The 18,813-nt window shown below is 58.7% G+C and carries 17 protein-coding genes and 1 tRNA gene; 8 read left to right on the top strand and 10 right to left on the bottom strand.

The features are described from left to right. Window positions 1-33 precede the first annotated feature (33 nt). The 3 genes from ACR0MS_RS19335 to ACR0MS_RS19345 are packed head-to-tail and all read left to right on the top strand — an operon-like array spanning window position 34 to window position 3,142. On the top strand, window positions 34-1,116 hold the full coding sequence (locus ACR0MS_RS19335; protein ID WP_480577481.1) for an ABC transporter permease: 1,083 nt from the start codon (window positions 34-36) through the stop codon (window positions 1,114-1,116). Then, window positions 1,116-2,036 (top strand): ABC transporter permease, encoded by a 921-nt coding sequence (locus tag ACR0MS_RS19340; protein ID WP_480577478.1) that lies wholly within the window; start codon window positions 1,116-1,118, stop codon window positions 2,034-2,036. The genes ACR0MS_RS19335 and ACR0MS_RS19340 overlap by 1 nt, the downstream gene beginning before the upstream one ends. Window positions 2,037-2,068: 32 nt before the next feature. Beyond that, window positions 2,069-3,142, top strand: a complete 1,074-nt coding sequence (locus ACR0MS_RS19345) for a BMP family ABC transporter substrate-binding protein (protein WP_171120145.1) — start codon at window positions 2,069-2,071, stop codon at window positions 3,140-3,142. Between the two features lie 81 nt (window positions 3,143-3,223). On the opposite strand, the gene ACR0MS_RS19350 is transcribed toward ACR0MS_RS19345, so the two are convergent. From ACR0MS_RS19350 to ACR0MS_RS19365, 4 genes are read right to left on the bottom strand one after another with little or no spacing between them, the layout of a single operon-like run. Beyond that, window positions 3,224-3,688 carry a hypothetical protein gene (locus ACR0MS_RS19350; protein ID WP_480577475.1) on the bottom strand — a complete coding sequence of 155 codons (465 nt, stop codon included), beginning with the start codon at window positions 3,686-3,688 and terminating at the stop codon, window positions 3,224-3,226. Window positions 3,689-3,704: 16 nt separating this feature from the next. After that, window positions 3,705-3,875, bottom strand: coding sequence for a hypothetical protein (locus tag ACR0MS_RS19355; RefSeq protein WP_480577472.1), 171 nt, complete (start codon window positions 3,873-3,875; stop codon window positions 3,705-3,707). A gap of 37 nt (window positions 3,876-3,912) precedes the next feature. Then, entirely contained in the window at window positions 3,913-5,145 is a 1,233-nt protein-coding gene (locus tag ACR0MS_RS19360; RefSeq protein ID WP_480577469.1) for an HlyD family secretion protein, read from the bottom strand. Between the two features lie 3 nt (window positions 5,146-5,148). Then, window positions 5,149-5,535 carry a hypothetical protein gene (locus tag ACR0MS_RS19365; protein ID WP_480577466.1) on the bottom strand — a complete coding sequence of 129 codons (387 nt, stop codon included), beginning with the start codon at window positions 5,533-5,535 and terminating at the stop codon, window positions 5,149-5,151. A gap of 119 nt (window positions 5,536-5,654) precedes the next feature. Between ACR0MS_RS19365 and ACR0MS_RS19370 the strand changes: the two genes are divergently transcribed. From ACR0MS_RS19370 to ACR0MS_RS19380, 3 genes are all read left to right on the top strand, one after another. Continuing rightward, complete coding sequence (locus ACR0MS_RS19370) at window positions 5,655-6,728, top strand: NAD(P)/FAD-dependent oxidoreductase (RefSeq protein ID WP_480577463.1); 1,074 nt, start codon at window positions 5,655-5,657, stop codon at window positions 6,726-6,728. Continuing rightward, window positions 6,725-7,378: a DUF938 domain-containing protein gene (locus ACR0MS_RS19375; RefSeq protein WP_480577460.1), complete on the top strand. Its 654-nt coding sequence runs from the start codon at window positions 6,725-6,727 to the stop codon at window positions 7,376-7,378. The genes ACR0MS_RS19370 and ACR0MS_RS19375 overlap by 4 nt, the downstream gene beginning before the upstream one ends. Before the next feature lie 67 nt (window positions 7,379-7,445). Further along, window positions 7,446-7,781, top strand: a complete 336-nt coding sequence (locus ACR0MS_RS19380) for a carboxymuconolactone decarboxylase family protein (RefSeq protein WP_480577458.1) — start codon at window positions 7,446-7,448, stop codon at window positions 7,779-7,781. A 283-nt stretch (window positions 7,782-8,064) separates the two neighbouring features. Here ACR0MS_RS19380 and ACR0MS_RS19385 read toward each other — a convergent pair whose 3' ends face one another. The 5 genes from ACR0MS_RS19385 to ACR0MS_RS19405 all read right to left on the bottom strand — a co-directional run bounded on the left by ACR0MS_RS19385 (window position 8,065) and on the right by ACR0MS_RS19405 (window position 16,395). Continuing rightward, complete coding sequence (locus ACR0MS_RS19385; protein WP_480577455.1) at window positions 8,065-10,572, bottom strand: GcvT family protein; 2,508 nt, start codon at window positions 10,570-10,572, stop codon at window positions 8,065-8,067. 141 nt (window positions 10,573-10,713) lie between these two features. Beyond that, window positions 10,714-12,036: a hypothetical protein gene (locus ACR0MS_RS19390; RefSeq protein ID WP_480577452.1), complete on the bottom strand. Its 1,323-nt coding sequence runs from the start codon at window positions 12,034-12,036 to the stop codon at window positions 10,714-10,716. Window positions 12,037-12,131: 95 nt separating this feature from the next. Next, entirely contained in the window at window positions 12,132-13,544 is a 1,413-nt protein-coding gene (locus ACR0MS_RS19395) for an FAD-binding oxidoreductase (RefSeq protein WP_480577449.1), read from the bottom strand. A gap of 24 nt (window positions 13,545-13,568) precedes the next feature. Beyond that, entirely contained in the window at window positions 13,569-15,362 is a 1,794-nt protein-coding gene (gene ggt, locus ACR0MS_RS19400; protein ID WP_480577447.1) for a gamma-glutamyltransferase, read from the bottom strand. Window positions 15,363-15,408: 46 nt separating this feature from the next. Beyond that, complete coding sequence (locus ACR0MS_RS19405; RefSeq protein WP_480577589.1) at window positions 15,409-16,395, bottom strand: 2-hydroxyacid dehydrogenase; 987 nt, start codon at window positions 16,393-16,395, stop codon at window positions 15,409-15,411. 210 nt (window positions 16,396-16,605) lie between these two features. Between ACR0MS_RS19405 and ACR0MS_RS19410 the strand changes: the two genes are divergently transcribed. Beyond that, window positions 16,606-17,055 (top strand): SH3 domain-containing protein, encoded by a 450-nt coding sequence (locus tag ACR0MS_RS19410; RefSeq protein WP_480577586.1) that lies wholly within the window; start codon window positions 16,606-16,608, stop codon window positions 17,053-17,055. An 11-nt stretch (window positions 17,056-17,066) separates the two neighbouring features. On the opposite strand, the gene ACR0MS_RS19415 is transcribed toward ACR0MS_RS19410, so the two are convergent. Then, window positions 17,067-17,975: a haloalkane dehalogenase gene (locus ACR0MS_RS19415; protein WP_480577445.1), complete on the bottom strand. Its 909-nt coding sequence runs from the start codon at window positions 17,973-17,975 to the stop codon at window positions 17,067-17,069. Window positions 17,976-18,284: 309 nt separating this feature from the next. On the opposite strand from ACR0MS_RS19415, the gene ACR0MS_RS19420 reads away from it, so the two are divergent. Further along, window positions 18,285-18,359, top strand: a tRNA-Gln gene (locus tag ACR0MS_RS19420). Window positions 18,360-18,813 lie beyond the last annotated feature (454 nt).

Genomic DNA, 18,813 nt, shown 5'->3' on the forward strand with positions numbered 1-18,813 from the left:
TACAGAAAAAGATGAAAACGGGGGTGTGAGTAGATGATTGTGTTGGAGAAACGGCCTCAGCCGTCCAAGGCGTGGTCTTATGCCACCCCTCTGGTCGCGGTAGTGGCGACAATGGTTTTCGGCGGCATTCTGTTCGCCATTCTGGGCAAGAACCCGGTCGAAGCCATCGGTACCATTTTCTGGGAACCGCTGTTTGGTGAGTTCGCCTTTTATTACCGCCCGCAACTTCTGGTGAAAGGTGCGCCTTTGGTGTTGATCGCAATTGGGCTGTCGCTGGGCTTTCGCGCCGGTATCTGGAATATCGGGGCCGAGGGTCAGTACATCATGGGTGCCATCTTTGGCGCAGGTGCAGGTCTGGCCTTCTATCCGCTGGACGCGTTCTACATCTTTCCAATCATGGTGATTGCCGGTGCGTTCGGTGGCTGGCTCTGGGCGATGATCCCTGCCTTTCTGAAAGTCCGCTTTGGCACCAACGAAATCCTCGTGTCGCTGATGCTGGTCTATGTGGCCGAACAGATGCTGGCCTCGGTTTCGCTGGGCCTGCTGAAAAACCCCGAAGGGTTCGGCTTTCCCGGGTCGCGCAACCTGCAAGCCTATGACAGTGCGCATAACGCGGAACTGATCGCCGGGTCCGGGATGCACTGGGGCGTAGTGACAGCGCTGATCGCCGTGATCTTTGCCTATGTCCTGCTCAATCGTCACATGCTGGGCTTCCACATCCGCCTGACGGGAGAGGCACCGCGCGCCGCCAAGTTCGCAGGCGTGAACCCGGCCCGCCTGATCCTGTTCTGCTTGGGCGTTTCCGGAGCACTGGCAGGACTGGCCGGGATGTTCGAGGTCTCGGGACCTTCGGGTGTGGTCAGCATCGACTTCAACGTCGGCTATGGCTTTACCGCGATCATCGTGGCCTTCCTCGGCCGCCTGCACCCGGTGGGCATCCTGCTGGCCGGTGGCCTGATGGCGCTGACCTATATCGGCGGTGAAATCGCGCAGTCCCAGCTTGGCCTGCCTGCCGCCGCCATTCAGGTGTTTCAGGGGATGCTTCTGTTCTTCCTGCTGGCTTTCGATCTTCTGACAAACTACCGCATCCGTGCGGCCCGTAGCGAGGTAGCGTAATGGACCTTGGTGAAATCAACCCCGTCCTCTTGGTCGCCTCTCTGATGGTGGCCGCAACCCCCCTGCTTTTGGCCGCGATCGGAGAGCTGGTCGTCGAAAAAGCAGGTGTTTTGAACCTCGGCGTCGAGGGCATGATGATCGTCGGCGCAATCAGCGGCTTTGCGATCTCGGTCGAGACCGGGTCACCCTGGCTGGGCTTTATCGCTGCGGCCATCGGCGGTGCGGTGCTGTCCCTGCTGTTCGTGCTGCTGACGCAGGTCGCGCTGGCCAACCAGGTCGCCAGTGGCCTTGCGCTCACCTTGTTTGGCTTGGGTTTCAGCGCCCTTCTGGGCCAAAGCTATGTGGGGATCAAACCGCCCAGCATGGGGGATATTCACATCCCGCTGATCAGCGATATCCCTGTTATCGGCCCGATCCTGTTCCAGCACGATCCGATCCTTTATGTCGGGATCGCTCTGACGGCTGCGGTTTGGGCCACCCTGAAATATACCCGCGTTGGCCTGATCCTGCGCGCGGTCGGTGAAAACCACGACGCGGCCCATGCGCTTGGCTACAAAGTCATCAAGATCCGCATCATGGCGATCCTGTTCGGCGGGGCCTGCGCGGGTCTGGGTGGCGCTTACATCAGCCTTATTCGTGTCCCGCAATGGACCGAGGGCATGACGGCCGGTGTCGGCTGGATCGCCCTTGCGCTGGTGGTCTTCGCCAGCTGGAAACCCTGGCGCGCATTGCTGGGTGCCTATTTGTTCGGCGGCATCACCGTCTTGCAGCTTAATTTGCAGGCAGCGGGCGTTGCCATCCCTGTCGAGTATCTGGCAATGTCGCCCTATATCATCACGATCCTTGTGCTTGTGATCCTTTCGGCCGACAAGAGCAGCGCACCTGCCGCATTGGGCCGGACCTTCCATGCCTCGCACTAGAGGCCAATTGAACCAACTTGGGGAGTAACTACATGAAATTCACTTCACTTCTGACAAGCGCGGCAATGGCGCTGGGTCTGGCGACAGGCGCCATGGCCGAAGACAAAACCAAGGTCGGCTTTGTCTATGTCGGCCCCGTAGGTGACGGCGGCTGGACGTATGAGCACAACAAGGGCCGTCTGGCCGTTGAAGAGGAATTCGGCGACAAGGTTGAAACCGTTTTCGTTGAATCCGTTCCCGAAGGCCCGGATGCAGAACGCGTCATGACCCAGATGGCGCTGGAAGGCGCGGATTTGATCTTTACCACTTCGTTCGGCTACATGGACCCGACGATCAACGTGGCCAAGAAATTCCCGGACGTAAAGTTCGAGCATGCGACCGGTTACAAAACCGCGCCGAACGTCTCGGTCTACTCGGCCCGTTTCTACGAAGGCCGTGCCGTACAGGGCCATATCGCAGGCAAGATGACCAAATCGAACATCATCGGCTATATCGGCTCGTATCCGATCCCCGAAGTGATCCGCGGCATCAACTCGGCCTATCTGCACGCCAAAGCCGTGAACCCGGATGTCGAGTTCAAGATCGTCTGGGCCTACACCTGGTTTGATCCGGCAAAAGAAGCGGACGCTGCCACCGTTCTGATCGAACAGGGCGCGGACGTGATCCTGCAGCACACCGACTCGACCGCGCCTCAGGCCGCAGCGCAAGAGGCGGGCAATGTTGTCACTTTCGGTCAGGCGTCCGACATGAGCGAATATGCTCCGTTCCCGCGCGTCTCGTCGATCATTGATGACTGGGCTCCTTACTACATCGCCCGGACCAAGGCCGTAATGGACGGCACATGGGAAAGCGCGAACACCTGGGATGGTATCCGCGAAGGCATGGTTGCAATCGGTGAGATCTCCGACGCGGTGCCTGCTGATGTCAAAGAAGAGGCGCTGGCGCTAAAAGCAGCCATGGCCGCAGGTGAATACCACCCCTTCACCGGTCCGATCAAAAAGCAAGACGGTAGCGACTGGCTGGCTGACGGCGAAACGGCCGATGACGGCACGCTGGCGGGCATGAACTTCTACGTCGAAGGGCTGGAAGGCGAAATTCCGCAGTAAGCTGTACCACTATCCGAACAGAAAGGGTCCGCGACTATCGCGGGCCTTTTTCTTGGGCACACAGACGAACCAAAGCTGCTTCTAAACTTCATTGAACGCGCGACGGACCAGCCGGTTGCAGCGCGATGACAAATGCGGCGCGACAGCGTCAGGCCCAAGACCACGGCGGTTTAGAAAAGCGGCCAGTGCAAAAGCGCGGGTTGGCTGTTTCATGTACCCCGACCACCCCACATCGTCTGCGCCTTGCAACTGAAACACGCCGAAACCTGCAATGATGCAGCCAAGGTCCGTCGCAAGCTCGTGCGCCTCGTATCCGCCGGGCAGCTCGTGCTCGAACCCCGCAAGCCGCCCGTGCATCAACTCATGTGCGATCAGGCTGATGAATTCCACGGGGCGGTTCATCTTTTCGGGATCGTAACGAATAACCGAAACGCCATCTATGATCTGATGGGTTCCCGCAACACTGTCGAGCGCCTGATAGGTGTGGCGATGCTCGACCGGGACAACATCCAAAGGAATGATCTCAACCGGCTGGTCGAACGCCATATGACGTTTGACATCTTTAAGCACCGGCTTTGGCGGTTGCTTCGTCAGCGCCCCCCGGCGCAGTGAAAAACGCCCGCGTTGGAAGGATGGGGTGTTCTGGCGGTACGAAAACCTCATCGAACCAGTCAAAACACTCCAATATCCATTCACGCAGATCGTCGGAGACGACGGATCGTGACCAAAACATCTATAGATCGCCTGTTGTCATTTACGCGCCAAGCCCATCAATGCCCCGTCAGAACCAGCGTGTTTACCGGCATCAGGATCAGACGCAGGCGCAGGCCCGCGGCGTGGACCACGCCGATCGTGTCGATCACATGCAGCGCGGCGGATTGCCAAAAGCCCAGCTCTTCATGCTCCAACCGTTCGTGGTTGTCGGTATAGACGTTCGCCAGACAATTGCTGCCCGGCGGGATATCATCAGCCGTGCCCTTATAGAGCGGCTCCATATACACCAGGATCGAGCCCGGATTGGTGTTGGTCTGCACGTCCCGCAACTCATCCGTTGGGCGGATTTGCCCGGATGGGATCACGTCCTGAACTTCGACCACGACCATCGGGATCACAGTGAAGGGCTTGGTCATGCAACCCAGTTCGCCGATCATTCCGGGCTTGATAACCTGCGCTGACATCTGGTTGAACGCCGCCTGAAACCGGTCATGGCCCGAATGAGAGGGAACAAGGATACCCGCTGGTCGCAGCAGCGGACTGACATAGTCACCGACCTGCAAGCCAAACTGTTCCACCCGGCCAGTGACGCCCGCGTTGATCACGGTCTTTTCCAGCTCGGTCATCGCGGCGTCCAATTGCGCGGTGGCACTGGCCATTTGCGCGGGAATCAACTCTTCGATCTGCTGCCCCACAGCCGCCCGCCGTGCTTGAGCCGCAACCAGTTGCGCCTCACGCTCGGCCACGAGGTTTTCCAGCCGGTCGATCTCGGCCAGACGCACCGCGCTGGAGCCTTCGTCCCGCAGGGTGGTGTTGCGTTCCAGGTCCTCCAGCGACTGATCCAGCGCAGCCTTGGCCCCGGCGATGCCAGCCTCGGCCTCGGCCAGATCGGTCTCGGCCACTTTCAAAGACGCCTGCACCTGCGCAATTTCCGCACGGGCGGCCTCGACCATGGCGGTCTGGGTGAAGTCTTCGATCCGAAAGATGGGCTGGCCTGCGACCACTTGCTGGTTATTGGTCACGTAAACTTCGGACACGCGCCCGCCCAGTTGCGGAAGGATCGTCACCGTCCGGAAATAAGAGGCCGCCGTTTTGCTGGCGGGGTGAAAGTAGAATAGCGTGGTGATCACGGTCAGCGCCAGAATAGCACAGGTGGTCAGGCCCCAGCGCAGCTCATACCACATGGTGAACAGCGTGATTTCATGACCGATCCGCTTGCCCTGTACATAGCGACGGAACAGATAGTCGGGCAGCACCGTAATCAGTGCGCACATCAACGTCTCAAGCATAACTTACGGCTCCTGCTGCGCGGACGGCTCGGAAGGTTGGGCCTCGGGCTTGCCCAAAGACCGGATCGCATCGGCAATCGCCCTTAGCGGCGCCGCGACGTCAGGGAATTGGAAGCCGGCCACCAGAATAGCGGCAATCCAGAACAGTCCATTATGAGTGAACAGCGCCAGCAGCGCCAGAATACCCACCAACTGAAACTGAGGATGGTTGGATTCATGCGCAATTTTTTCAGGGATCGAGTGCAGGGTGAAATAGCCCACACCAATCAGGATGATGACCCCGACCGTAAAAATAAACATGAACGTCAAAAGAAAATCACTGCCGTCCGCCTGGGTCACATAGGACGGAATATGTCCCGTGGCCAGTGGGTGTAGATCTGCGGTACTCACCCTGCCCTCCTCTATCTGGTTGATCCTTGTTTGGATGGGTTGATGCGCAAATTCAACCCTGCTTAAAGTTCGCTGACGCTTTCGCATGTGGAACACAAGGCGCTTCGAACAGGGGTTAAATGATTGATTTTCTGATCATCGGCGGCGGGATAGCGGGCCTCAGCGCAGGTGCCCGGCTATCACTTCACGGTAAGGTCATCGTGCTCGAAGCCGAAGACGTGCTTGGATATCACGCCTCTGGACGATCGGCCGCGTTGTTTGAAGAAAGCTATGGACCTGACTCCGTCGTCGCATTGAACACCGCAAGTGCAGAGTTTTTGGCGACAGAGAATGGTGGATACCTTACGCCTCGGGGCTTGATGCTGATTGGGGGGAAAGACCAGAGAGACGCGTTCGCGCGCGATGTAGTTGACCTGAACATGCAGGAAGTGCCAATCGCCGAGGCGCGCGACCGCGTGCCGATCCTGTGTCCTGACGCAGTGGCGTCTGCCGCGATCAGCGATGGCGCCTTCGACATTGATACGGACAGGCTTTTGCAGGACTTTGCCCGCGTCATCCGTAGCAATGGCGGAAAGGTCCTGACCAGAAACAAGGTCACAGCCATACGCAAAGACAGACACTGGATCATCAGCGCAGGACAGACTTACGAGGCCCGCAATATCGTTAACGCAGCCGGACCGTGGGTCGACGAGATTGCGACCCTGGCGGGCATTGCGCCCATCGGCATTTCACCCCGCCGCCGATCAATGGCGCGGTTACCGGCTCCGGGCGGGCACGATCTGCGCGGATGGCCGATGCTTCTGGGCGCAGGAGAGACGTGGTACGCGAAACCCGACGCCGGAAAACTGATCGTCTCACCGTCCGAGGCTGAACCGGTTCCTCCACAGGATGCCTTTGCAGATGACATGGTTTTGGCCGAAGGTTTAGCCAGATACGAAGAGATGGTCACGGAACCTGTCACTCGGGTCGAGGCGAACTGGGCGGGTTTGCGCAGTTTTGCCCCTGACGGCACGCTGGTAATTGGCCCTGATCCCGGTGATCCAACATTTATCTGGTCAGCCGGTCAGGGAGGATACGGTTTCCAGACTGCCCCCGCCGCATCAAAACTGGTGGCCGATCTCGCGACCGGCCACGCGCCCGAGTTGGACAATGCCAGCGTTGCGGCGCTGAAACCGGAAAGGCTACGCCAATGAGCAAACGAAACCTGCCTTCAAACGCCAGTGTCGCCAACGAGGGCGAGGATGGACGGCTGGTCGCCCCCGCCGCGTCTCGCAATTCGGACGTGCTGTGCGATCTGTTGGCGCAGTGGGCCCCGACCGAAGGGCGGGCATTGGAAATCGCCAGCGGTACCGGACAGCATGTCAGCGACTTTGCGCAGCGCCTGCCACAGCTTCACTGGCAACCAACCGAAATCGACCCGGACCGGCGTGCCAGCATTGACGCCTATTCCCGAGACGTGCCCAACATCTCGGACGCCGTTGCACTGGACGCCACTTCCGACGGTTGGCACCAGCGTTTCGCCGGACAGGATCTGATCGTGTTGATCAACCTCACGCACCTGATCAGTTGGCAAGAAACCCAAACGCTGATCTCGGAGACCGCGCTAGCTTTGGCGTCGGGTGGACGCTTTGTCCTTTACGGCCCGTTCATGCGGTCGGGAAACCTCACCAGTGAGGGGGATCAACGGTTCCATGACGCCTTGGTGCAACAAGACTCTGAGATCGGATACAAGAATGATGAGGACATCGCTAAGGAAATGCGGCGGCAGGGCCTGAATGTCATCGGGATGATCGACATGCCGGCCAACAATCTCGCCTTCATTGCTGAAAAATCACAAACCTGATCAGGATCAAAGTTCTCAACGGTTTTCTCACTCACATTCCGCATATCATATATGAATGAGGACCGACATGATGTGGCAAGAAAAGCTGACTGAAACCCGCAAGGGCCTACGCAATCTCAATGGTGCAATCCCTGAAACCGCGCGCGCCTTTGGTGCATTGGGAAAGTCGGTCAAAGAAGGCGGAACGCTGGATTACAAAACCAAAGAATTCATCGCACTAGGCATGTCAATCGCCATCCGGTGCGAGCCTTGCATCACATTGCACACGGAAGCCTTGGCCAAATCAGGCACGTCCCGAGACGAGTTTTCGGACGTTCTTGCGATGGCCATCCAAATGGGTGGAGGCCCGTCGATGATGTATGCGGCCAAAGCGCTGGAGTGTTTCGACGAATTGTCCGTCTGAACGCCTTTACCCGCAAAAAGCCTGCATACGCAGGCTTGCCTCCGGCGGAAGTATTTTTGAACAGAAGAAGAAACGGTTTCTTAACCTATTGAGGCCACAAATACTCTTGCGGTACAGGCGGAAGCGCCGATGGCCGTAACAGGAGAAGGCCCCCCTCGCCAAAAGCAGGGGGGCTGGATCATTTTCCAGCCCCCGCTTCTTCTGTTTAAAAATACTTCCGCCGGAGGCATGTGCCGCTGAAGGCGGCGCATTTCCTGCGCGCCGCCCTCAACTATGCCCCGGATCAACCGTCCTTGCGGATGGTTTCGTTTTTCGGGTCGTAGGGGCTGTCGCAGGTGACGACTGCATCCCACAGCTTGTCCTGCATCTTGACCTTCAGCTTGGTGCCTTCAACCGCCAGCTCTGGCAGCACATAGCCCATGCCGATGGATTTCTCGAAGGCCACTGAATAGCCGCCCGAGGTCAGACGACCCACACGCGCGCCCTCCGGCGCATAGAGCGCCTCGCGGCCCCACGGGTCGGCATCGTCCGGTCCGTCGATCAGCAAGGTGCAGCATTTGAAGCGCACGCCGGTCTCTTCCAGCTTGGCCTTGCCGTAGAAGTCTTTCGACAGGTCAACAAAGCGCGGCAGGTCAGCCTCAAGCGGGGTTGCGTCGCGGCCCAGTTCGGTGCCGAAGGCGCGATAGGATTTCTCCTGACGCAGCCAGTTTTGGGCGCGGGCACCGACCAGCTTCATACCGTGTTTCTCACCAGCTTTTTCCAGCAGGTCGAACAGGTAGTTCTGCATCTCGATCGGGTGGTGCAGTTCCCAGCCCAACTCACCGGTATAGGCCACGCGGATCGCGTTGACCGGGCACATGCCCAGTTCGATCTGACGGGCTGACAGCCAGGGGAAACGCTTGTTAGACAGTGCGGTTTCCGGGTCTGCGTCCTTGATGACCTCTTTCAGAACGTCGCGCGACTTGGGTCCGGCGATGGCGAAGACGCCCCACTGGGTGGTCACGTCCTGGATTTCGATGTAGCCGAACTCCTCCATCTTGTCCTCGGCCGCTTTGCGCAGATAGTCGGCGTCGTATTCGGTCCAGGCACCGGCAGAGACGATGTAATAGTTGTCCTCGCCATTGCGGACGATGGTGTATTCGGTGCGGGTGGTGCCATGCGAGGTCAGCGCGTAGGTCAGGTTGATGCGACCGACCTTGGGCAACTTGTTGCAGGTGAACCAATCCAGGAACTGGGTCGCGCCGGGGCCTTTGACGACGTGCTTGGTGAAGGCCGACGCGTCGATCAGGCCAACGCCTTCACGGATCGACTTGGCTTCTTCGACGGCGTGTTTCCACCAGCCACCGCGACGGAAGCTGCGGTTTTCCTCGTCAAAGTTATCCTCGGCCCCAACCGGACCAAAGTAGTTGGGCCGTTCCCAACCGTTGACCCAGCCGAACTGTGCGCCGCGCGCTTTCTGGCGGTCATAGGCCGGCACGGTCCGCAGCGGGCGGCACGCCGCGCGCTCTTCGTCGGGGTGGTGCAGGATGTAGACGTGCTCATAGCATTCTTCGTTCTTGCGCGCTGCAAACTCGGTGGTCATCCAGTTGGACGAATACCGCTTGGGGTCCAGCGAGGCCATGTCGATCTCGGCTTCGCCATCGACCATCATCTGGGCCAGATAGTAGCCGGTGCCGCCCGCGGCGGTGATGCCAAAGCTGAAGCCCTCGGCCAGCCACATGTTCCGCAGGCCCGGAGCGGGGCCAACCAGCGGGTTGCCATCAGGTGTATAGCAGATCGGGCCGTTGAAATCGTCTTTCAGACCGGATTCAGCGCAGGAGGGCACGCGCTCGGCCATCGCCATATATTGCTCAGCAATCCGGTCCAGATCCAGCGGGAACAGGTCGGCGCGGAAGCTGTCGGGCACGCCGTATTCGAACTGCGCAGGCGCGCCGTGTTCGTAGATGCCCAAAATCCAGCCGCCGCGCTCTTCGCGCGCATAGGATTCGTTGTCGGCGTCGCGGACAACGGGATGCTCGGGGTTGCCCGCCTCACGCCATTTGACCAGCTCGGGGTCTTTGTCCATGACGATGAAGGTGTGCTCGACCGGGATGGCAGGCATCTTGATGCCCAGCATCTTGGCGGTGCGCTGCGCGTGGTTGCCCGATGCGGTCACGACATGTTCAGCGGTGATCACGACCTGCTCGTCGGACGGAACAAGGTTGCCGCCTTTTTCGACCATCTTGGTGCAAGTGACTTCCCAGTGGGTGCCGTTCCAGTGGAAGGCGTCGGCCTGCATCTTGCGCACGATATCGACGCCGCGCTGACGGGCTCCTTTGGCCATCGCCTGGGTCACATCGGCAGGGTTAATGTAGCCGTCTTCGGTGTGGTAGATCGCACCTTTCAGGTCGCTGGTTTCGATCAGCGGCCAGCGTTCCTTGATCTGCTCGGGTGTGAGCCATTCATAGGCGACATCGCAGGTCTCGGCGGTGGACGCATAGAGCATGTATTCGTCCATACGCTCTTGCGTCTGCGCCATGCGCAGGTTGCCGACCACGGCGAAGCCTGCGTTCAGGCCGGTCTCTTCCTCAAGCTGCTTGTAGAAGTCGACCGAGTATTTGTGGATATGGGTCGTCGCGTAGGACATGTTGAACAACGGCAGCAGGCCAGCGGCGTGCCAGGTCGAGCCCGATGTCAGCTCGTCCCGTTCAATCAGCATCACGTCATCCCAGCCCGCTTTGGCCAGATGATAGGCAATCGAGGTCCCAACGGCGCCACCGCCTACGACCAGTGCTTTGACTTGGGTTTTCATAACCGGGCGTCTCCCCTTGAATTAAGTTGACACCATATGGCGCATTTGCGGGGCTCGGCGCGACATTCATCCGACCAGTGATATAAAAAAAACGACCCCCGGATTGCCGGGGGTCGCTTTTCAGCATCGCGAGTCGGCCTCTCAGCCGTCTGTCAGCGTGCACGTCTTATAGGCGTCCTTGGTAGCGCACTTGCTGACCAGACCGGCGCCCCCCTTGTTCACGCGGACTTCGGGCGCCTGCGCGGTTTCACTTTTTTGGAACATGGACTTCAACCCATCAAAAAAGCCGCCACCCTTGCTGGTGGCCGTTTCCTGCGTGTCGCCACCTTTGAATGACGCGAACAGACGACCGAACATGTTTCCGCCTTTCGCATCGGCTTTTTGCACTTCACCTTCCAGAAGAGTGCTAAGGCCGGTGCGGTAACCTAATTGGATCAGATCGTCCGCAGATTTGATCTTGTTTGCGGTCAGGTCGAACGTATCGCCGGGCAACCCGTATTGCGAGGCCAGGGTATTGGCCACAAGCGAAAGCCCATTGATATTGTCGAGCCGAAGCCGCGCCAGTTCAGAACGTAGCTTCATGAATTCCCCACGAAGGCCAGCCATTTCGATGGCCAGTTCAGCCTCGGTCTCGGGGTTCGTGGTTCTTTCGTTGCTGACACCGGGCACCGGCTTGCGAAGCAGCGCATTCATGCCGTCATAGTCAAGCTTCGCCAGAAACTTTCTGACCTCATGCGGGGGCGCGTCGGAATACAGTTGCATCCGAACTTCCTGACCAAGACCAAGGGTGCCCTTGTAGATTTCAAACTCGACCGGAGCATCCAAATCCGTGATACCCGCCGTGACCATCGACCAGAAGGATCGGTCATTCACGGTGATGACACTGTATTTGTTCTGCTTGAATTGAAAGTAGGCCACGCCGCCGACAATCGCGAAAGGCGCATAGTCTGCACCGCTTTGGCCCAGCGTATCAACGGATCGCACGATGTTACCGGTCAGGGTATTGGACCGCGCGTCCTCTTTCAAAGAAACCTGAAGCCAGATCGTGTGCGTGCCGTTTTCATAGACCCAACTTGTGCGATCCAGCTTTTCAGCCAGTTGTTGCACCCTCTGCACCGCGACCTGCTTGGCCAGCGGGCGCGCCGCCTCGCTGATACCGTCCTGAAGGACACCTTCGCGCGCATCACGGGTATAGTCGCGATCCACAATTGCGCGGCGTTCCCAGTCGTCGCCCGACTTCGGAGCATAAGGCTCGCTTCCGGCGCGCCAACGCTGCTTACGTTCGCGTTCAAGCTGCTCGGCATCAAGCTCTTCGTTAAACAGTGCGAAACGCTCTGCTATCGTGTCGATATAGCCGCTGGCCGACAATGTGCCCGTGCTCTTCTTGTCCTGTTGGTAGTAGTCGAGCCCGGCAAGGACCAATACAACAACCAACGCAAATCCGAAAATTCGTAATACGCCCATTTGAAAACCTGAAATCAATTACTGCTCATTAGGGCAATTGATACAGCCGAATTTAGGCAACCTTGTGGCCTGGGCGCAGAGTTTCCGCAGCGTTATCAAAGATTCGAAGGTGGGATAATCTTACCTGGATTCATGATATTATCGGGATCCAGTGCCTTTTTGATCGCCCCCATATAGGCGACGGCAGGCCCCAGCTCTTTCAGAAGATACGGGCGTTTACCCTGCCCGATTCCGTGTTCGCCAGTACACGTCCCCTCCATAGAGATCGCAAGATCGTTCAGCCAGCCAACGAACCCTTCGGCATTGGCGACCTCGTCCGGGTTGTCCATGTCAATCAACAGCAGCGTATGGAAGTTTCCATCGCCCACATGCCCGACCATGGGGGCCATCAGGCCCAACTCATTCGCGTGGTTCTGCGTTGCCGTCACACACTCTGCCAGACGTGAGATCGGGACGCAGACATCGGTCGAGATTCCGCGTGCGCCGGGGCGCAGTTGCAGGCACGCCCAGTACATGTCGTGACGGGCCTGCCACAGCTTGTTCCGCTCTTCCGTCGTTGAGGTCGCTGCAAAATCTGTTCCCCCAAATTCCTCGGCGATCTGCCCGAAGGTTTCGGCCTGCTCAACCGCACCGCTTTCTGATCCGTGAAACTCAAGCAGCAGCAATGGCGTTTCCGGCAAGGTCAGGTTGGAATAGGCATTCGCAGCCTTCACCGACATTTCGTCCAGCAACTCGATCCGGGCGACCGGTACGCCATACTGGATCGTCATCATAACAGCTTGGCAGGCCGCATCGACCGTAGGAAAGGAACACCGCGCCGAGGTGATAGCCTCGGGGATACCCTGCAGGCGCAACGTGATCTCGGTAATGATACCCAGTGTTCCCTCGGCACCGATCAGCAACCGCGTCAGGTCATAACCGGCAGAGGACTTCTTGGCCCTGTGACCGGTACGAATAATCTGGCCGTCGGGCATCACGGCTTCGAGGCTGAGGATGTTGTCCTTCATGGTCCCGTAGCGTACCGCGTTGGTCCCCGAAGCACGCGTTGCGGCCATGCCCCCCAACGAGGCATTCGCACCGGGGTCGATAGGAAAGAACAGCCCCTGATCGCGAAGATGTGTGTTCAGGTCTTCGCGCGTCACGCCGGGCTGAACGACACAATCCAGATCACTGGCGTTGATCTTCAGCACTTTGTTCATCTGGGTCAGGTCCACCGATATCCCACCAGCGGGTGCGTTCACATGCCCCTCCAGCGAGGTCCCCGTGCCAAAGGCGATCACGGGAACTTTGTACTCGGCGCAAAGTTTGACGATCTCAGATACTTCTTCGGTCGAATGTGGGAACACCACCGCGTCCGGAGACTGGTTTTCGATCCACGTCGTCGTGTGCCCGTGTTGTTCGCGGATCGCCTGCCCTGTCTGCAGACGATCCCCGAAGGTAGACTTCAGAAGACCAATGACCGCCTGGATGCCAGCCTCGTTCCGCGGCAATGCAACTGCTTGCGCCATGGTGTCCCCCCGTTAAACGCCGGGCTATTCGCCCAGCGCAATCCCCTCGCGGCGTGGATCGGCCCCGCCTGTCAAAACATCGCCGATCTCGATGGCGTGCAGGCCCGAGGTCAGGTCACGCGGATTGACCTCGTATCCCAGCGTCGTCAGCGCATCGACAAACCCCTCGGCCGATGTGCCCTGTTCGACATCGTAGGTGCCAAAACGGTTGACCAGATGGGGCATCGACAAGGCCTGCTGCACATCCATGTCCCAATCCGCCCAGGCAATGATCGACTTGGCGACATAGCCGATGATCCGGCTTCCACCGGGCGAGCCGATGGCCAAAACCGGTTTGCCGTCCTGCATCACAATTGTCGGGCTCATCGAGGAACGGGGGCGTTTGCCCGGCTCAAGACGGTTCGCGATCGGGACCCCGTTGCTGTGAGTTTTGAACGAGAAATCCGTCAGTTCATTGTTCAGCAGAAACCCATTGGTCAACAAACGGGACCCGAAGCCATTTTCAATCGTCGTAGTCATCGACAGGACGTTCCCATACTGGTCAACGATCGAGATATGAGAAGTCGACGGCAATTCCAGCGACACGTCATCCGCCCAATTCGACGAATGCTCGAATTCGGGGTTTCCGGGGGCCGCGTCAATCAGAGCCGCATCGCCGCTCATCAACGCGCCGCGTTCCGATAGGTAGGCCGGATCAACCAGCCCCTTTGTCGGCATCGGGACAAAGTCGTGATCCGCCATGTACCGCCCGCGATCCGCGAAAGCCAGACGCGAGGCGTCGCCGATCAGCCGCCACGTATTGATATCCTCCGGGCCCATCGCGGCCAGATCATAGCCATCCAGCATGCCCAGAATCTGCCCCACCGTCAGCGCGCCAGAGGAAGGCGGCCCCATGCCGCAAACCTCATAGACACGATACGCGGCACAGACAGGCTCGCGTTCGATCACTTGATACAGTGCCAAATCTATTCCGGACAAAATCCCCGGATTGCCCGGAGCATTGCGCACCGTGTTGACGATACCTGACGCGATCTCACCGCCGTAGAAACCAGCCGATCCCTCACTGGCAAGGACGCGCAGAGTGTCTGCGTAATCGGGGTTCATCAGACGCTGGCCCTGTGCCAAGGGCGCCCCATCCGGCAGGAAATACGCCGCAGTCGCGGGGAAGCGCGACAGGCGTTCAGCGTCCTTTTCGACAAGGCTGGCCAGACGCGGAGAGACAAGAAACCCTTCATCGGCCAGCGCGATCCCATCGGCGAACAGGCTGGGCCACGGGCTGCGCCCCCAACGCCGGTGCGCCTCTTCCAGCAAGGCAGGCGTACCCGGAGTGCCCACCGACAATCCCCCCACGACAGCATCAAAGAATTTCAGTGGCTCGCCATTTTCATCTTGGAACAGCCGGTGGTTTGCCTCCAGCGGCGCGGTTTCGCGCCCGTCCAGTGTCGTCAGTTCGCCGGTAGCGGCATCGTACCAGACAAGAAACGCCCCACCGCCCAAGCCGGACGACTGTGGCTCGACCAGGCCAAGCACAACTTGTACGGCCACCATCGCATCCGCTGCCGATCCACCGGCCCGCAATACCTTGGCCCCGGCTTCAACGGCCAGTGGGTTCGCAGCCGCAACCATCCAATTCTGCGAGGAAACCGGCGCACCGGCCAGCTTCGCCTCGAGCGAGGCAATTACTTCTTCGGTCAAACCCTGCACTTGCCCGTCAGAGGCACCTTCGGGGGCCACGGCGTCGGCTGTCTCTTGTGCGAACGAGGGGCCAGCAATTGCCATTGCGGTCGCGAATAACCCGGAAATCAGACTTCTTTTCATAGTATCCTCCTGAAAAAACGTAATTTTAACGGGCCACCGCACTATCCTACAGCATGGCGGGAACCACCTGATCCGGCGGGCGGTGGCCATCTTCGAACGTCTTGATATTGATGATGACTTTCTCACCCATCTCGATCCGCCCTTCCAGTGTGGCCGATCCCATATGCGGCAGCAGGACGACATTCGGCAACTGCCGCAGGCGCGGGTTCACATCCGTTCCGTGTTCGTAAACGTCCAGCCCTGCCCCCGCGATATCGCCGGACCGGATCAGGCGGGTCAGTGCGTTTTCGTCCAGCACCTCCCCCCGCGACGTGTTCACAATCACTGCAGAGGGCTTCATCAGCTTCAATCGCCGCGCGTTCATCAGGTGGAACGTGGACGGCGTAGACGGGCAGTTGATCGAGATGACGTCCATCCGCGCAACCATCTGGTCAAGGCTTTCCCAATAGGTCGCTTCCAGCTCTTGTTCCGTTTCGGGACGAAGCCTGCGGCGATTGTGATAATGAACCTGCATGCCAAAGGCGCTGGCCCGGCGCGCCACAGCCTGACCAATGCGTCCCATGCCCAGAATACCAAGACGGCGGCCACCAATGCGGCCACCCAGCAGCGCGTTCGGGGCCCAGCCCTCCCATTCGCCTTTTTGCATCACCGACAACCCTTCGGGGATGCGTCGCGTGACAGCCAGTATCAGCGCCATGGTCATGTCGGCAGTATCGTCGGTCAGAACGCCCGGCGTGTTCGAGACAAGAATTCCCCGCTGCCGCGCGGTTGCGACGTCAATATTGTCGACCCCTGCCCCATAATTGGCGATCAGACGCAGATTCTCACCGGCTTGCCCCAGCAATCCGCCGTCAATTGTATCGGTGACCGTTGGCACAAGGACATCCGCGCTCTGGACTGCGGTGACCAGTTCTTCGCGCGACATTGGGGTGTCCTCGGTCCGCAACTGCACGTCGAACAATTCGCTCAACCGGGTTTCTACCGCCTCGGGCAACCGTCGCGTTACGACAACACTCAGACGTTCTCTTGGCACCTGTGTACTCCCACTGCTTTGCAAACCTTCGCGCGCCATGGCATCGTGGCGCAGGATAAGGCGGGGCACAAGAACCCCAGAGGCATTGAGTCGACCTTTTTTCGAAACAAGATCAACAGGCACAAGAGCAGACAGTCCGTGAGTGGTATTATACCCCTAAAGCGCCGTTTGACGGCGGTTATTTCCGCATTTCTGGTTCTGGCTGGTGCCATGGCCGCCAGCGCGCAAGACAAGCGTGGCCCGGTGACCAATCTGCCCTTGCCCCGATATGTTTCGATGAAAGCCGCCGAAGGCAATGTGCGTCGCGGCCCGTCCCTGACTCATCGAATCGACTGGGTATTCAAGCACCGTGGGATGCCCCTGCAGATCACCGCCGAATATGGAAACTGGCGCAAGGTCCAGGACCGCGACGGTGCCGGCGGCTGGGTTCACTACGCGTTGCTGTCCGGCGTTCGTACAGTCCTGATCGAATCCGACATGCTGCCGGTTTATGCCAACCCGGACCCGAATTCGCAGGTCAGCGCACAGTTCGAATCCGGTGTAGTCGCCCGTCTTGGAACCTGCACCATTGATTGGTGTCGGATTTCGGCTGGCGGCTATCGGGGTTGGACCCTCAAGTCGAACCTTTGGGGGGTCGATCCATCGGAAATCCGGGAATAGAACTGCAAATCTCAGGACGTACGCGCGATAAAATCGCAGGTTAGCTCAACCAGTTCGGGGCCGACATCCTCTTGCAAAAAATGACCCGCGTTGGGCAAGATCGTATGAGGTTGCCCGGCTGCACCCGGACAAAGGCGCTGAAACACTGCATCTATCCCAGCCATCACTTTGTCATCTGCCCCAAAAGCCGTCAGGACAGGCGTTTGCAGGCCACGCAGCACACCCCAGGCCTGCCGGTTTGCATCCGACTCGGGATCATCGGGCGAAGCCGGCACCAGCATCGGGAATTGCCGCGCCCCCGCCTTGTAACTTTCGTCGGGAAACGGCGCGTCATAGGCGGCAATGGTCGCGTCCGATAGCGGCCTGGCAGTTCCACCCTTCAAAATCCCACCGGCTGGAAACACAGGCACTTCCTGACTGAACTTGCGCCAGTTCTCAAAAGCCTCACCCATCGGCTGATCGCCGGTCGGCAGCGCGGTGTTGGCGACTACAATCCGCGCAAACCTGTCAGGCATTTCAGCCCAAAGCCGCAACCCGATCAACCCGCCCCAATCCTGGCAGACCAGAGTGATATTGCGCAGGTCCACCTGTCGCAACCAATCCCCCATCCACACAACGTGGCGCGCGTAAGTGTAGTCGTTGCGTTCCGTTGGCTTGTCCGATCGGCCAAACCCAACCAGATCCGGCGCAACGGCACGATGCCCCTGCTTCACAAACCCGGCAATCATGTGGCGATACAAATAAGACCAGCTCGGCTCTCCGTGCATCATCAACACCGGATCGGCATCGGCCGGGCCCTCATCCACATAATGGATTCGCAACTCCCCTCCCTCGGTGTCATCGACCAAACTGTAGTTCGGCGTGAAGTCATAGTCGGCCAAACCTTCAAACCGAGAATCCGGTGTGCGCAGAAATTTCATGTTTCACCTATGATTGCCTATCCGGGATCGTGCCTGCGTTGGTCGCATTTCGGAAGCAGGATATCACCCCAAAGCCCGTGGGCCATATGAAATTATTGGGAATTCGCGGCTTGGAATTCTCCAAAATGTTTTTCATACGCATCGCAAACCCATTTCATGTCAAACGGCCCACAGCCCCAGAACGACCCTGAGAAACGTCACGTGAGAACACCAGTCCTGAGGTCCAAAATTTTTTCCAAACCTTACTCATTTTTTTGTGGGAAAGGTCTTGAACCCTCCAAACAACAATCGTAGATAGCGCCTCACCGTTGGGGTGTAGCCAAGTGGTAAGGCAGCGGTTTTTGGTACCGTGTATCGTAGGTTCGAATCCTACCACCCCAGCCACCCACTCACTAATCTTCAGCTCACGAGAGTTTGCGTCGATATTGCTGCGTGATTTCCGCACCTTGGCTCAAGCAACTTTCGACATAGACATGGGATAAGCAGTAAAAACGGCCGATTTCGGCCCTTAATCTCAGTTTGCCAATTCGGCGGTACGAGTTTGGTAGATTTTGGAGAGGTTTTGCTCAGAGCTTAGCAAACCGTTCGCGTTGCTCAGACCAGAGAGCCGGGACGCCTGACCTGATGAGATAGTTAGACGTGAGGCCATCCGGCTGTTCGCCTAATGCGATGGAGTCGAGAATGTCCGGCGCCAGCATCGCCAGATCGACTACATCCTGAACGCGGCGCTGAGCAGCCTCATCTGACTGGTCCAAATTGATTGTTAGTGCATCGTCGGCCTGTAATCCATTGGGATGATGGTTTCAGGTGCTGGCGGGCGATAGCCCAGTGCACTGTG

This window comes from Ruegeria sp. CJ2, from assembly GCF_056536745.1.